This window comes from Cellulophaga algicola DSM 14237 (genome assembly GCF_000186265.1).
Classification (GTDB): Bacteria; Bacteroidota; Bacteroidia; order Flavobacteriales; family Flavobacteriaceae; genus Cellulophaga; species Cellulophaga algicola.
Genome location: NC_014934.1, coordinates 2,998,192 through 3,012,870, shown reverse-complemented (window position 1 = coordinate 3,012,870; position 14,679 = coordinate 2,998,192). Strand labels below are relative to the sequence as shown.

The following is a 14,679-nucleotide window of genomic DNA, read 5'->3' as shown; positions in this document are numbered from 1 at the left end:
TGGGAGAGAAATCACCCCTAGAGACCGCAAATTAATGAATAATAAAATAATACTAAAGTTTTTTATTTAATTCGCAATTACATCGAAGAAATATCTCTTTTAAAGGCTTATAAAATTATAAACTTATATGTACTTACATAAAAACATTCTATTTTTGCGGCATGCGTAGAAAAAGTAATAAAACAAAAACTATTTTTGAAAATGTAACCGTAGTTGATGCCGGAGCAAAAGGCAAAACTATAGGCAAAGCTCCAGACGGTCGTGTTATCTTTTTAAATAACACAGTACCTGGTGATGTTGTTGATGTTCAAACTACAAAGAAAAGAAAAGCCTATTTTGAAGGTACTGCTATAAACTTCCATACGCTTTCTGATAAGAGAGTAACACCTGTATGCCAACACTTTGGTACCTGTGGAGGTTGTAAATGGCAAGATATGGGTTATGACCATCAACTTTTTTACAAACAAAAAGAGGTTGAAAATAACTTAAGGCGTATTGGCCATTTAGAACTTCCTGAAATTACGCCTATTTTAGGATCTAAAAAACAGTATTTCTATCGCAATAAAATGGAATTCTCTTTTTCTGATAGTCGATGGTTATCTTTAGATGAAATAAAATCTGATGAAGAAATTAAAGACAGAAATGCTTTAGGTTTTCACATACCAGGAATGTGGGATAAAATATTAGATATAGAAAAGTGTCATTTACAGGAAGACCCTTCTAATGCCATACGTTTAGAAACTAAAGATTTTGCTCTTAAAAATGATATGTCCTTTTTTAATCCAAGAAATCAGCATGGGTTATTAAGAACTATGATGATTCGTACAACATCAACTGGAGAAATAATGGTGATGGTACAATTTTTTGAAAATGATAAAAATAAAAGAGAACTTCTTTTAAATCATTTACAACTTAAATTTCCTGAAATCACGGCACTATTATATGTGGTAAACGAAAAACAGAACGATACTATCTACGATCAAGAAATAGTATGTTTTGCCGGACGCGATCATATTTTTGAAGAAATGGAAGGCTTAAAATTTAAAATTAACGCAAAATCTTTCTATCAAACAAACTCAGATCAAGCCTACGAACTGTATAAAATAACAAGAGATTTTGCTGGTTTAACAGGTAATGAATTGGTATATGATTTATATACTGGAACAGGTACCATTGCACAATTTGTAGCTAAAAAAGCTAAGAAAGTTGTAGGTATAGAAGCGGTGCCAGAAGCTATAGAAGACGCTAAGGCAAATGCTATTTTTAATAAAATTGAAAATACCTCTTTCTTCGCTGGAGATATGAAGAATATATTTAATGAAGAATTTATACGTGAGAATGGCACTCCAGATATTATCATTACAGATCCTCCAAGAGACGGAATGCATAAAGATGTGGTTGCTCAAATTCTAGCAATTGCTCCTCAAAAAGTAGTTTATGTAAGTTGTAATAGTGCCACACAAGCACGAGATTTAGAACTAATGAAGGACGACTACAAAATTACAAAAACACAAGCTGTAGATATGTTTCCACAAACACATCATGTCGAAAATGTTGTACTTTTGGAAAAGCGATACTAATCTAGTGATGATCCATTAATTTATGAGTAAACTAATATATATACTAGCCTTATCTGTAGTGGTATTTGCCTTTAATTCTTGCGAAAAAGATGATATCTGTGTAGATGGTGATACACCACTTTTAGTGATTAGGTTTTACGATGCCACAATAACTACAGATTTAAAAGCACCAAGCAACTTGCAAGTTAAAGGCCTTTTAGATACTGGTGAGTATGGGGATATCATTACAAATACGTCTACTGATTCTATTCAAATTCCATTGCGTATAGATGGTTTATCTACGACTTATAATTTATCTATAAACGCTACCACAGATGCTGAAAATGCAAATGAAGATGTTTTAATTTTTGATTACACGACTAAAGAAGTTTTTATATCTAGAGCCTGTGGCTATGTAGTTAATTACGAAGAATTAACAAATGAATTAACTACAGATACAGATAATTGGATTAAAAATATAGAAATAATTAATACTACTGTTGAAGATCAAACCACTGCGCATGTTAAAATATATCATTAGTCTTAGTTTTATTTTTGTTTCCCTTTTGGGATGGTCACAATCTAAGCCTATAGATCTACAACCAAAAGATACGGTACAGAAAACCGATAGATATGGTTTACGTGTTGGTATAGATTTGAGTAAGATTTTAATGTCTACACTTGATGATGACTATACGGGTATAGAATTAGTAGGAGATTTTAGAATTAAACCTAATTTGTACTTAGCAGCAGAATTAGGGAATGAAAAGAAAACAAAACAAGAAGATTTGTATAATTTCACTACCTCTGGGAGCTATGTAAAACTAGGAGTAGATTATAATACTTACGAGAATTGGTTCGGGATGAATAATTTAATTCACCTTGGTGGTCGTTATGCTTTTAGCAGTTTTAGCCAAACCATAAATGACTATCAATTTTTTAGTACAAGCCGTTATTTTAATGAAGACAGCTTTGCTTTAGGATCACAAAATATTGGCGAATACTCATCCCTCAACGCCTCTTGGATAGAAGCTGTACTAGGATTGAAGGTTGAGCTATTTTCCAATATCTATTTAGGAGCTAGTGTACGCTTAGGTCTATTAATAACCGATAAAGAACCTGATAAAGATGCTTCAGATGGTTTCCAAAATTTATGGATTCCTGGATTTAACAAAGTAACAGACAACAGTCGCTTCGGTAGTAGCTTCAACTATTCTATTACCTACTTTATTCCCCTTTATAAAAAGAAAAAAGAGGTACGTAAAAAATATGTAGATGAAAGTGGCGGCCAACAACCCCCACCTCCACCGCCAAGAAATTAGGTTATAATTTTTTGATGCTTTTAGAAAATAGCCATTTCATTACGATACGACTACCTTCATTATTTTTCAGTACCGCAAATTTAGGCGCAATAATCATTGTAATTAATGCAGAAACAATAGATTTTACAATTCTGTTTTCATATAAATAATCCAATACAAAAAACCGAAATACAAAAAATAGTATGGCAAAGCATAAAAAATTATAGAGTAACGCCTTATTTTTTAATGTCATACTTAAGAATCTTGATTTTGAAACTTTGTTTTCTTGCTTCCTTCGTACATTACATACTTCACTAATCTTGATTCTAAATGACTATTAAAGACTTTAATCTTACGAGAAGGTCTTAGGCCCACAAATTTTAAAGCTTCTAAATTAGAGGTAATTAACCATGCATCTGTACCTGCGTAATGTGTCTTTAAGGTATCTCCAATATTTTTATAAAAATCTTCCATATCTATATCTAAACGCTCTCCATAAGGAGGGTTAAATAATATATGTAAATGACTATCTACAGATTTCTCCGTCTCAAAAAAATTGAACTGACCTACTTTTATATATTCTGATAGATTTGCATTTTCAATATTGTCTTCTGCTTTTCGTATTGCAGAAGGGGCTTTATCATATCCTGCAATTTTAAAGTGAAATTCTCTAGTTTTACTCAAGCAACTTTCTACTATTTTATCAAATAACTCTTGATCATAATCTGGCCATTTTTCAAAAGCGAACTCTTTTCTATTTATATTAACTGGGATATTGCAAGCAATCATCGCAGCTTCTACTAAGATAGTTCCACTACCACACATAGGATCTAAAAAATCACTTTGGCCATCCCATCCACTCAATAACAAAAGCCCTGCTGCCAAGACCTCATTTATTGGAGCAATATTAGTCGCCGTCTTATATCCACGTTGGTGTAAAGATCTTCCAGAGGTATCTAAGGAAACGTTACAATGTTCTTTTTGAATATGTATGTTTATTCGAATATCTGGAAACTTAATATCTACATCTGGACGGATGCCATCTAAATCTCTAAATTTATCTACAATAGCATCTTTAACTTTTTGCGAAACATAAAGTGAATGCGTAAAATTTTCAGAATTAACCGTGGTATCAATAGCAAAAGTTGTATGCGGCGTTAAATATTCGGTCCAATCAAAAGCATAAATTTTCTTATATAACTCTTCTTCATTTTTAACAGAAAAAGAATGAATTGGTTTTATGATTTTTATTGCAGTACGCAAGCATAAATTAGCTTTATACATAAACCCCATATCGCCTTCAAAGCTAACGCTTCGAACACCTTCTTCTATATTTAAAGCCCCAAGCTTTCGTAGCTCTTTAGCCAATATCCCTTCAAAACCAAACATAGTTTTGGCAACCATTTTGTAATTCTCCATACCTATCTAAAACATTACGACAAAAATACATTAATTTTACGGCCTCAGGTTACATTTTAAAAAAACCTAATTCTAGCATGACCTATATATTACCAATTTTAGCAGTATTGCTAAGCTTTTTATTTGTTTACTTAATTAAACCTAAGAAAAAAGAAGGCATAAAATTATTGTTAGCATTTAGTGGTGCTTTTCTATTAGCATTAACTGTTTTTGAACTTTTACCTGAAATATATGAAGGTACAGATCAAAAAAAAGTAGGTGTATTTATAATGCTCGGCATCTTACTCCAAATTTTTTTAGAATTCTTTTCTAAAGGTGCAGAACATGGCCATATGCATATGGATAGTTCTAAAACTGAATTCCCTTGGTTATTATTCATTAGTTTATCTGTACACTCTCTTTTAGAAGGTGTACCCATAGGAGATCATCATTCTATGTTATATGCTATATTGGTACATAAGATTCCAATTGCTATTATCTTAAGTATCTTTTTAATTGGATCTAAAATAAAACTGACTTCTGCGCTATTTTTTATTACTCTATTTTCTATAATGACTCCTTTAGGAACCTATTTAGCAAAAAATATAGCCATTCTATCCTCCGTTAAGCACGAATTAAATGCAGTTGCTATAGGTGTATTTCTGCATATTTCTACGGTAATTTTATTTGAGAGTTCTGAAGGACATAAGTTTAACTTAAGTAAGCTGTTAGTCATTAGCATCGGTATTATAATCGCATATTTTTTATAAATGTTTAGTAAGAGTGAATCAAAAAAATTAAGGGAAGATTTCTGGATTTCCTTCGGAAAATCTTACCCCACTAAATGGATATTGTATCATACAAAAATTAAAGACTTTTCTTTTAAATTTCACTTTGATACCACTCATGCGATGGTTTCTTTAGATATTGAAAATAAAAATTTAGAGAAGAGAATAGCTTTATGGGAAAAGATTATTTCCCTAAAATCCGTACTCTTAGAAAATTATATTTCGGAACTACAGTTTGAAGAATATACTTTTTTAGAAAATCATACAGAAATATCTAGAATATATATTAATTTGGAACATGTATCTATCCATAATAAAAACACTTGGCAACAAACTATGCTATTCTTCAATGAAAATATGCATAAGTTTGAAGAGTTTTTTAGAGATTTTGAAACTGTTTTTTCTGATTAAAGTTAAATTACATCCAGATAGATAAATAACCAATGACTGATACTACCTCCTAAAACAAATAAGTGCCATATAGCATGATTATAAGGGATTTTTCGTATCGCGTAAAATAATATCCCTATGGTATAAAACCCTCCACCAATCATTAATAAATTTATTCCTAAAGGACTAGTAGCATCTACTAGGTTCTGAAAATCGAATACAATTAACCACCCCATCACTAAATACAGTAGCAATGATATAAGCTCAAACCTACCTGTAAAAAACAACTTCAGTATTGTTCCTAACAAAGCTATACTCCATACCACCGCGAATAAGGTCCAACCATTACCATTCACTAAAGTAATAAGCGCTACTGGAGAATACGTACCCGCAATAAGAAAATAGATACTTATATGATCTATTACTCTCAATTTCTTTTTTAAATTAGGTAACGCCACAGCATGGTATAATGTTGAAGCAGTATATAAAAGCAATATAGAAAAGGAATAGATGCTAATTGCTAATATAGCATAATCACTTTTATTGCTGTTTTTATCAAGAAGTAAGAAAAAACCAACTAGGCCTAGCACTACTCCTATTCCATGAGAAATTGTATTGAGTAGTTCTTCTTTCTTATAATTTGAAATTTCGTCCATTAGTATATCTAATTTTAATAATATATGGAGACAAAGGTACCGATTAAGTCTTTTTCGGGATTATTATAAACAAAAAAAGTCCTCAATATTTCTATTGAGGACTTGATTAAAAAAAGGCGACGACCTACTCTCCCACTTGGTATAGCAGTACCATCGGCGCTGATAGGCTTAACTTCCCTGTTCGGAATGGTAAGGGGTGGACCCTATCGCCATGGTCACCTTAAATCTTTGTACTAAACTAAGGTTTAGTACCTAATATTGTTAACATATTAAAGGGACAAAATGGGCGGTATAACCACTCACATAAAACACATGTATATAATTAAAGTAAGCTACGATTTACGGTTTATCTAATGTAAAAAGGAAGTCCGCCCCCTAATGAAAGGGGGCAAGTTGTGCAAGCCTATGGGCTATTAGTACTACTTGGCTACAGACATTACTGCCCTTCTACCTATAGCCTATCAACGTGGTCATCTCCCACGGCCCTTTAAAGAAATCTCATCTTGTGGCTGGTTTCGCGCTTATATGCTTTCAGCGCTTATCCAATCCCGACATAGCTACCCAGCAATGCTCCTGGCGGAACAACTGGTGCACCAGAGGTCAGTCCAACTCGGTCCTCTCGTACTAGAGTCAGATCCACGCAAATTTCTAACGCCCGCAGTAGATAGAGACCGAACTGTCTCACGACGTTCTGAACCCAGCTCGCGTGCCACTTTAATGGGCGAACAGCCCAACCCTTGGGACCTTCTCCAGCCCCAGGATGTGACGAGCCGACATCGAGGTGCCAAACCCCCCCGTCGATATGAGCTCTTGGGGGAGATCAGCCTGTTATCCCCGGCGTACCTTTTATCCTTTGAGCGATGGCCCTTCCATGCGGAACCACCGGATCACTATGCTCTTGTTTCCAACCTGTTCGGCCTGTATGCCTCTCAGTCAAGCACCCTTGTGCCATTGCACTCTACGCACGATTACCAACCGTGCTGAGGGTACCTTTAGAAGCCTCCGTTACTCTTTTGGAGGCGACCACCCCAGTCAAACTACCCACCACGCACTGTTCCCTAGTGTTAGGGTTAGGCCCTAGATAAGCAAAGGCTGGTATTTCAACAATGACTCCACAACGCCTGGCGACGCCGCTTCAAAGTCTCCCAGCTATCCTACACATTACTTACCCAGAACCAATACGAAGCTATAGTAAAGGTGCACGGGGTCTTTTCGTCCCACTGCGGGTAACCGGCATCTTCACCGATACTACAATTTCACCGAGCTCATGGCCGAGACAGTGTCCAGATCGTTGCACCATTCGTGCAGGTCGGAACTTACCCGACAAGGAATTTCGCTACCTTAGGACCGTTATAGTTACGGCCGCCGTTTACTGGGGCTTCAATTCAATGCTTCGCCGAAACTAACATCTCCTCTTAACCTTCCAGCACCGGGCAGGTGTCAGGCCCTATACTTCATCTTTCGATTTTGCAGAGCCCTGTGTTTTTGATAAACAGTCGCCTGGACCTCTTCACTGCGGCCCACCCGAAGGTGGGCGACCCTTCTCCCGAAGTTACGGGTCTATTTTGCCTAGTTCCTTAGCCATGAATCTCTCGAGCGCCTTAGAATACTCATCCCAACCACCTGTGTCGGTTTACGGTACGGGCTGCTTCACTTGTTTTTCTCGGAGGATGTTACGCTGGATTATCAACTTGGCCGAAGCCTCGTCGTACTATCGGGGTGTCACCACTCCCTTCAACGCGCTATTCCGTCAGCGCGCACCAACACCACATCCCCGTCACTTTTAGCGTGAGCAGGTAGCAGAATATTAACTGCTTGTCCATCCACTACCCCTTTCGGGTTCGCGTTAGGTCCCGACTGACCCCCAGCTGATTAGCATAGCTGGGGAAACCTTGGTCTTTCGGCGTGCGGGTTTCTCGCCCGCATTATCGTTACTTATGCCTACATTTTCGTTTCTATACGTTCCAGCAACCCTTACAGATCACCTTCAACACATATAGAATGCTCCCCTACCCCTTTGTACCGAGTACAAAAGCCATAGCTTCGGTGGTATACTTATGCCCGATTATTATCCATGCGGAATCGCTCGACCAGTGAGCTGTTACGCACTCTTTAAATGAATGGCTGCTTCCAAGCCAACATCCTGGCTGTCAATGCAATTCCACCGCGTTATATCAACTTAGTATACACTTGGGGACCTTAGCTGATGGTCCGGGTTCTTTCCCTCTCGGACATGGACCTTAGCACCCATGCCCTCACTGCTGTGAAACATTTTATAGCATTCGGAGTTTGTCAGGAATTGGTAGGCGGTGAAGCCCCCGCATCCAATCAGTAGCTCTACCTCTATAAAACTATCACAACGCTGCACCTAAATGCATTTCGGGGAGTACGAGCTATTTCCGAGTTTGATTGGCCTTTCACCCCTACCCACAGGTCATCCCAAGACTTTTCAACGTCAACGGGTTCGGTCCTCCACTTTGGGTTAACAAAGCTTCAACCTGCCCATGGGTAGATCACACGGTTTCGCGTCTACTACTACTAACTATGGCGCCCTATTCAGACTCGCTTTCGCTACGGCTCCGATCCTTAAAATCTTAACCTTGCTAGTAAAAGTAACTCGTAGGCTCATTATGCAAAAGGCACGCCGTCACCCCTAAAGGCTCCGACCGCTTGTAAGCGTATGGTTTCAGGATCTTTTTCACTCCGTTATTCACGGTTCTTTTCACCTTTCCCTCACGGTACTGGTTCACTATCGGTCTCTCAGGAGTATTTAGCCTTACCGGATGGTCCCGGCAAATTCATACAAGGTTTCACGTGCCCCGCACTACTCAGGATACCACTATCAATAACGATCTTTACTTATACGGGACTATCACCCTCTTCGGTCTGTCTTTCCAAACAATTCTAATTCATTACGCATCAAATAGCGTGGTCCTACAACCCCAGCATTGCCGAAACAATACTGGTTTGGGCTAATCCGCGTTCGCTCGCCACTACTAACGGAATCACTTTTGTTTTCTCCTCCTCCGGCTACTTAGATGTTTCAGTTCACCGGGTTTGCTTGATCTTACGATCACGACTGGCCTTCAACCAGACAGGTTGCCCCATTCGGATATCCGCGGATCACAAGTTGTGTGCACCTCCCCGCAGCTTTTCGCAGCTTATCACGTCCTTCATCGCCTCTGAGAGCCTAGGCATCCCCCATACGCCCTTTTCTAGCTTGTCACTAGTCCTTTTTATGCTATTATATAAATTACTACTGTATAAATACAGTAGTACCTCTATCGTACTTTACTCTATTTTTAAATTTGTGTTTTCTTGTGACTACAATATCCCTGAAGATAATTGTAATTCACTTTGTCCCAATATGTCAATGAACTTTTTCCCCCTCCTACTCCCCCAAAGGGGGAGCGCACTTACTCGTGCTTATTCCTTCCCTTAGGGAAGGCTAGGATGGGATTGTGGAGAATATCGGAGTCGAACCGATGACCTCCTGCGTGCAAGGCAGGCGCTCTAGCCAGCTGAGCTAATCCCCCGTCTTTTAGTGATCAGTTAACAGTTATTAGTTAACAGTACTTATAACGGCTATACTCAACCTCTAAAATTTCCTTTCAAAGAATACTACTAATAGTACCTTCAATTTTAATGAACGTATCTTGATTAAATAAATAATCAAAATTTAAGCTTGTAGTCTCAGGCAGACTCGAACTGCCGACCTCTACATTATCAGTGTAGCGCTCTAACCAGCTGAGCTATGAGACTCTCACTTAGCGAATCCTTTAACAGACTCTATCAATATTATAATAACATAATTATAAGACAGAAATTTGAACAATTAATAACTTAAAAATACAAGGACTAGAACTCGTTCGTATTCAGTGTTGAGATGTTTTTCTCTAGAAAGGAGGTGTTCCAGCCGCACCTTCCGGTACGGCTACCTTGTTACGACTTAGCCCTAGTTACCGATCTTGCCCTAGGCCGCTCCTTACGGTGACGGACTTCAGGCACTCCCGGCTTCCATGGCTTGACGGGCGGTGTGTACAAGGCCCGGGAACGTATTCACCGGATCATGGCTGATATCCGATTACTAGCGATTCCAGCTTCACGGGGTCGAGTTGCAGACCCCGATCCGAACTGTGACCGGTTTTATAGATTCGCTCTCTGTTGCCAGATGGCTGCTCTCTGTACCGGCCATTGTAGCACGTGTGTGGCCCAGGACGTAAGGGCCGTGATGATTTGACGTCATCCCCACCTTCCTCACGGTTTGCACCGGCAGTCTCGCTAGAGTCCCCATCATAACATGCTGGCAACTAACGACAGGGGTTGCGCTCGTTATAGGACTTAACCTGACACCTCACGGCACGAGCTGACGACAACCATGCAGCACCTTGTAAATTGTCCGAAGAAAAGTCTATCTCTAAACCTGTCAATCTACATTTAAGCCCTGGTAAGGTTCCTCGCGTATCATCGAATTAAACCACATGCTCCACCGCTTGTGCGGGCCCCCGTCAATTCCTTTGAGTTTCATTCTTGCGAACGTACTCCCCAGGTGGGATACTTATCACTTTCGCTTGGCCGCTCAGTCCGAAAACCGAACAGCTAGTATCCATCGTTTACGGCGTGGACTACCAGGGTATCTAATCCTGTTCGCTACCCACGCTTTCGTCCATCAGCGTCAGTGTATAGTTAGTGACCTGCCTTCGCAATCGGTATTCTAAGTAATATCTATGCATTTCACCGCTACACTACTTATTCTAGCCACTTCACTATAACTCAAGACCGCCAGTATCAAAGGCAGTGCATACGGTTGAGCCGCAGCATTTCACCTCTGACTTAACAGCCCGCCTACGGACCCTTTAAACCCAATAATTCCGGATAACGCTCGGACCCTCCGTATTACCGCGGCTGCTGGCACGGAGTTAGCCGGTCCTTATTCTTACAGTACCGTCATCAATCTACACGTAGATCTTATTCTTCCTGTATAAAAGTAGTTTACAACCCATAGGGCAGTCTTCCTACACGCGGCATGGCTGGATCAGACTTCCGTCCATTGTCCAATATTCCTCACTGCTGCCTCCCGTAGGAGTCTGGTCCGTGTCTCAGTACCAGTGTGGGGGATCTCCCTCTCAGGACCCCTACCCATCGAAGTCTTGGTGTGCCGTTACCACACCAACTAACTAATGGGACGCATGCTCATCTCTTACCGTAACCTTTAATATATAACTGATGCCAGTCATATACCACATAAGATATTAATCCAAATTTCTCTGGGCTATCCCTTAGTAAGAGGTAGATTGCATACGCGTTGCGCACCCGTGCGCCGGTCGTCAGCGGAGCAAGCTCCCTGTTACCCCTCGACTTGCATGTGTTAGGCCTGCCGCTAGCGTTCATCCTGAGCCAGGATCAAACTCTTCATCGTTGTTTTGTAAATATTATATAACATCTTAATCCAACATCTAATTCATCCGAATCCTAGCCCTTAATATTCTTTAAGCTAATTCTTTAATTCAATTTATTTAACTACCGTTTCCAGTAATTAAACGCTGTCTTACAATATGTCAATGAACTTTTATTTCCGTATTTCTTAACGCTTAGCTACGTATCGTTGTTTCCCTAAGCGGCTGCAAATATACACCCTCTTTTGAAACCCACAAGCGTTTTTGTAAAAAAAAAATTAATCTTTTTTTGATAATACCATAACACACTAGAAACAAAGACTTAACACGAACAAAAAAATTATGGCCTTATTTGAAAATAACAACAATCAATAGTACTCCCTATCAAATCAGTACTTATCTAAAGAACTATTGCCTAATGAACTTCCTATCTATAGCTATCAATTCTACAAAGTAAACATTAAACCAAGTCAATTATTCAGTAGTGAGTGCATATACTACTAAAAATCTACTCCTAAATTTCAAATAAAAAACTATAAAGAAATTTATTATTCACGCTACAAAACATAGTAACCCTTAAAATAAATATTATACAAAATAGTATCATCTAATATTTCGCTTGAACAAGTAGCTATAGAAGAAAAAAAATCAGCAAACTATTTTACAAAACAATAATTAACCAGGCTACTCCTATTTTTAAATTTTCATTTGAAAATAAAAAAGGAACTTGAAAGCGTATAAAAAAAATAAGTATTCAATAATCATTTGATTAGCTCCTCAGTATCTCAAATTAAATAGAAGCTTATTTACCCAGGTGCCAGTGTATAATTTGACTATGAATAACTATTTTATCAATATGACGCTTGCCGCAGGGACAACATTACTGATAAACTTGATTTTTTTATTACTATCTATTAAATTTCTTTAATAGATATAATTTTTAAGATTAATTAAATCAATGTTACAAACTTATAACCAATTAAACGCGTTATACTCTAAAACCTCTCCCATCTCAGATAGATTAAACTATTATTTCAGTAGATAATAAATACTCCTATCTATAAACTAATTTAAAACTATAAACTCATTACAGTATAAATTATTTATTTCCCTAAATTTCGAAGGTCATAAAATATACAAAATAACAAAGGTCTTTTCTTAACTATTATCAGCTTAACTAATCAAGCGCAAGTAACACTATCAAAACCTATTTTATATTAAAATAATTATACCGTTTTTTTTTATAATCTGAAGAAGTTTCTTTTATTACCTATTAATAAATAGTAAGCCTAACTATGGGTCAAACGTAAAACTTGGGGAGAAACTTTATCTTTGACAAAAAAGTGTTTAGATTTTGGATATAGAATTAGTGCGGTATTTGTTGCCGGAAGGCGTATTGGATTACTTTGAAATTGTAAGCCATCAATCATCAGAAGGTAAGGTTCATTTTTACTTAGAAGAAAAGAACGTGCTACCCAAAGAGCACCAAACAGAATTAGCCCATTCCAAAGGCTTCTTACCGGAGATAACAGTTGAGGACTTCCCTCTAAGAGGTAAATCGGTACTGCTCCATATAAAGCGTAGGCGCTGGACTCTTATGGATACGGGAAAAATTATAAAAAGAGATTGGGGTTTAATAGCAAAAGGCACTCGGATAACCAGCGAATTTGCCTCTTTTTTAAAAGGTATCGCTTGACAATCATGCCGTAAGCGCTAAACGGTTTGGCGACTATTATAAAATTAATGGCAAAGCCCTACAGTATCACTACAAAAACCATCTTAGCGACTTCAAGGATTGGCCCCAAAAGGAACATTCACAAAAGTGGTTGCTCTTTGGAAAAAATTTAGGTTACTATTTAAGTTTAGATGAAACCTCTTTGTCCAACGGTGAACTCTACACGATTCTAACCAATAAAGGCGCTAACGGAAAGAAAGGTAGCATAGTGGCCATTGTCAAGGGAACCAAAGCGGATGACGTCATCAGTGTGCTTAATAAAATCCCTGTGGAAAGACGAAATATAGTCAAAGAAGTTACTGTCGATATGGCTGGAAATATGAATTTGATCGCTAAAAAATGTTTCCCCAGAACAGAGATCGTGACCGATAGATTCCATGTTCAAAAATTAGCCTCAGAAGCAGTCCAAGAAGAACGTATCCGATTAAGATGGGAAGTTATAGAAATAGAAAACAAAGCCATTGAAGAAGCTCGAAAAACAGAAAAAACACATAGACCAGAAATTCTCGCTAACGGAGATACCCATAGACAGTTGCTGGCCAGAAGTCGATATGTATTATTTAAACCAAAGACCAAATGGACTGCAGGACAAATAGAAAGAGCGGAAATATTGTTTCGACTTTACCCAACTATTGAAAAAGCCTATAAGTTGGCCCAAGCATTAAGCTATATCTATGAAAATAATACGAATAAGGATGTAGCAAGACTAAAATTGGCACAGTGGTATAACGAAGTAGAAAACTCAAATTTTAAGTCGTTCAACACCATTGCAAGGTCTATACAAATGCATTACAAACCAATTTTGAACTATTTTAATAACAGGAGCACCAATGCTTCCGCGGAATCCTTTAATGCTAAAATTAAAGAGTTCAGGACGATGTTTAGAGGCGTAAGAGATGTTAAGTTTTTCTTGTTTAGACTAACAAAATTATATGCCTAATTTATCTCACTCCCCAAGAATATTCCTTGATCCGACACAACCCATAATCAAATGTTACAACTAAAAAAATCTTCTAAACTAATAATTTGAATAAAGAACGATTCTAAACCAAAGATAAAAGTAGTTGCTATTAAAATACCAGAAGTATATGAATACTATTTAGCACTTAGAAGTCTAAGAATTTATTTTCGGGATTCGCACGCGAGTGAGAGTAAGCACTACTACGGTTTTAAAAGTCTTTTTCGGAATTATTATAAACAAAAAAAGTCCTCAATATTTCTATTGAGGACTTGATTAAAAAAAGGCGACGACCTACTCTCCCACTTGGTATAGCAGTACCATCGGCGCTGATAGGCTTAACTTCCCTGTTCGGAATGGTAAGGGGTGGACCCTATCGCCATGGTCACCTTAAATCTTTGTACTAAACTAAGGTTTAGTACCTAATATTGTTAACATATTAAAGGGACAAAATGGGCGGTATAACCACTCACATAAAACACATGTATATAATTAAAG

The 14,679-nt window shown here is 37.8% G+C and carries 10 protein-coding genes, 2 tRNA genes and 4 rRNA genes; 7 read left to right on the top strand and 9 right to left on the bottom strand.

The features are described 5' to 3' along the window. Positions 1–161: 161 nt before the first annotated feature. Genes rlmD through CELAL_RS13000 form a run of 3 tightly spaced genes read left to right on the top strand, consistent with a single transcriptional unit; the run spans position 162 to position 2,881 of the window. Positions 162–1,580 carry a 23S rRNA (uracil(1939)-C(5))-methyltransferase RlmD gene (gene rlmD / locus CELAL_RS13010; protein ID WP_013551360.1) on the top strand — a complete coding sequence of 473 codons (1,419 nt, stop codon included), beginning with the start codon at positions 162–164 and terminating at the stop codon, positions 1,578–1,580. A gap of 22 nt (positions 1,581–1,602) precedes the next feature. After that, positions 1,603–2,100, top strand: coding sequence for a DUF6452 family protein (locus CELAL_RS13005; RefSeq protein WP_013551359.1), 498 nt, complete (start codon positions 1,603–1,605; stop codon positions 2,098–2,100). Then, entirely contained in the window at positions 2,081–2,881 is an 801-nt protein-coding gene (locus CELAL_RS13000) for a DUF6048 family protein (protein ID WP_013551358.1), read from the top strand. The genes CELAL_RS13005 and CELAL_RS13000 overlap by 20 nt, the downstream gene beginning before the upstream one ends. Before the next feature lies 1 nt (position 2,882). Here CELAL_RS13000 and CELAL_RS12995 read toward each other — a convergent pair whose 3' ends face one another. Next, the gene (locus tag CELAL_RS12995; protein WP_013551357.1) at positions 2,883–3,113 is read right to left on the bottom strand and encodes a hypothetical protein; all 231 of its coding nucleotides are present in this window, start codon (positions 3,111–3,113) and stop codon (positions 2,883–2,885) included. A 2-nt stretch (positions 3,114–3,115) separates the two neighbouring features. Then, positions 3,116–4,279: a THUMP domain-containing class I SAM-dependent RNA methyltransferase gene (locus tag CELAL_RS12990; RefSeq protein WP_013551356.1), complete on the bottom strand. Its 1,164-nt coding sequence runs from the start codon at positions 4,277–4,279 to the stop codon at positions 3,116–3,118. Positions 4,280–4,356: 77 nt separating this feature from the next. Between CELAL_RS12990 and CELAL_RS12985 the strand changes: the two genes are divergently transcribed. After that, positions 4,357–5,028: a ZIP family metal transporter gene (locus CELAL_RS12985; protein ID WP_013551355.1), complete on the top strand. Its 672-nt coding sequence runs from the start codon at positions 4,357–4,359 to the stop codon at positions 5,026–5,028. Continuing rightward, positions 5,029–5,457 carry a DUF4268 domain-containing protein gene (locus CELAL_RS12980; protein ID WP_013551354.1) on the top strand — a complete coding sequence of 143 codons (429 nt, stop codon included), beginning with the start codon at positions 5,029–5,031 and terminating at the stop codon, positions 5,455–5,457. It abuts the gene before it with no gap. 2 nt (positions 5,458–5,459) lie between these two features. Here CELAL_RS12980 and trhA read toward each other — a convergent pair whose 3' ends face one another. From trhA to CELAL_RS12950, 6 genes are all read right to left on the bottom strand, one after another. Beyond that, positions 5,460–6,092: a PAQR family membrane homeostasis protein TrhA gene (gene trhA, locus CELAL_RS12975; protein WP_013551353.1), complete on the bottom strand. Its 633-nt coding sequence runs from the start codon at positions 6,090–6,092 to the stop codon at positions 5,460–5,462. A gap of 111 nt (positions 6,093–6,203) precedes the next feature. Continuing rightward, positions 6,204–6,315 (bottom strand): 5S ribosomal RNA (rrf, locus tag CELAL_RS12970). A 170-nt stretch (positions 6,316–6,485) separates the two neighbouring features. Then, positions 6,486–9,319: ribosomal RNA gene (locus tag CELAL_RS12965) — 23S ribosomal RNA — on the bottom strand. A 235-nt stretch (positions 9,320–9,554) separates the two neighbouring features. Beyond that, positions 9,555–9,628, bottom strand: a tRNA-Ala gene (locus CELAL_RS12960). A gap of 152 nt (positions 9,629–9,780) precedes the next feature. Beyond that, positions 9,781–9,854, bottom strand: a tRNA-Ile gene (locus CELAL_RS12955). Positions 9,855–9,992: 138 nt separating this feature from the next. Further along, positions 9,993–11,511 (bottom strand): 16S ribosomal RNA (locus CELAL_RS12950). Together the 16S, 23S and 5S rRNA genes with 2 tRNA genes alongside form the textbook arrangement of a ribosomal RNA operon. A 1,331-nt stretch (positions 11,512–12,842) precedes the next feature. Here CELAL_RS12950 and CELAL_RS12945 point away from each other — a divergent pair. Both CELAL_RS12945 and CELAL_RS12940 read left to right on the top strand, forming a co-directional pair. After that, entirely contained in the window at positions 12,843–13,184 is a 342-nt protein-coding gene (locus CELAL_RS12945) for an ISAon1 family transposase N-terminal region protein (RefSeq protein ID WP_013548878.1), read from the top strand. 43 nt (positions 13,185–13,227) lie between these two features. After that, a complete protein-coding gene (locus CELAL_RS12940) occupies positions 13,228–14,163 on the top strand; it encodes an ISAon1 family transposase (protein ID WP_041557501.1) in 936 nt (311 codons plus the stop codon). A gap of 299 nt (positions 14,164–14,462) precedes the next feature. On the opposite strand, the gene rrf (CELAL_RS12935) is transcribed toward CELAL_RS12940, so the two are convergent. After that, positions 14,463–14,574 (bottom strand): 5S ribosomal RNA (rrf, locus tag CELAL_RS12935). Positions 14,575–14,679: the final 105 nt, after the last annotated feature.

Excerpts from the sequence above, each read along its gene's own strand:
- CELAL_RS12995 (WP_013551357.1), bottom strand. The coding sequence starts at position 3,113 with ATGACATTAAAAAATAAGGCGTTACTCTATAATTTTTTATGCTTTGCC.
- rlmD (WP_013551360.1), top strand. The coding sequence starts at position 162 with ATGCGTAGAAAAAGTAATAAAACAAAAACTATTTTTGAAAATGTAACC.
- CELAL_RS12985 (WP_013551355.1), top strand. The coding sequence starts at position 4,357 with ATGACCTATATATTACCAATTTTAGCAGTATTGCTAAGCTTTTTATTT.
- CELAL_RS12990 (WP_013551356.1), bottom strand. The coding sequence starts at position 4,279 with ATGGAGAATTACAAAATGGTTGCCAAAACTATGTTTGGTTTTGAAGGG.
- CELAL_RS13005 (WP_013551359.1), top strand. The coding sequence starts at position 1,603 with ATGAGTAAACTAATATATATACTAGCCTTATCTGTAGTGGTATTTGCC.
- trhA (WP_013551353.1), bottom strand. The coding sequence starts at position 6,092 with ATGGACGAAATTTCAAATTATAAGAAAGAAGAACTACTCAATACAATT.
- CELAL_RS12980 (WP_013551354.1), top strand. The coding sequence starts at position 5,029 with ATGTTTAGTAAGAGTGAATCAAAAAAATTAAGGGAAGATTTCTGGATT.
- CELAL_RS13000 (WP_013551358.1), top strand. The coding sequence starts at position 2,081 with ATGTTAAAATATATCATTAGTCTTAGTTTTATTTTTGTTTCCCTTTTG.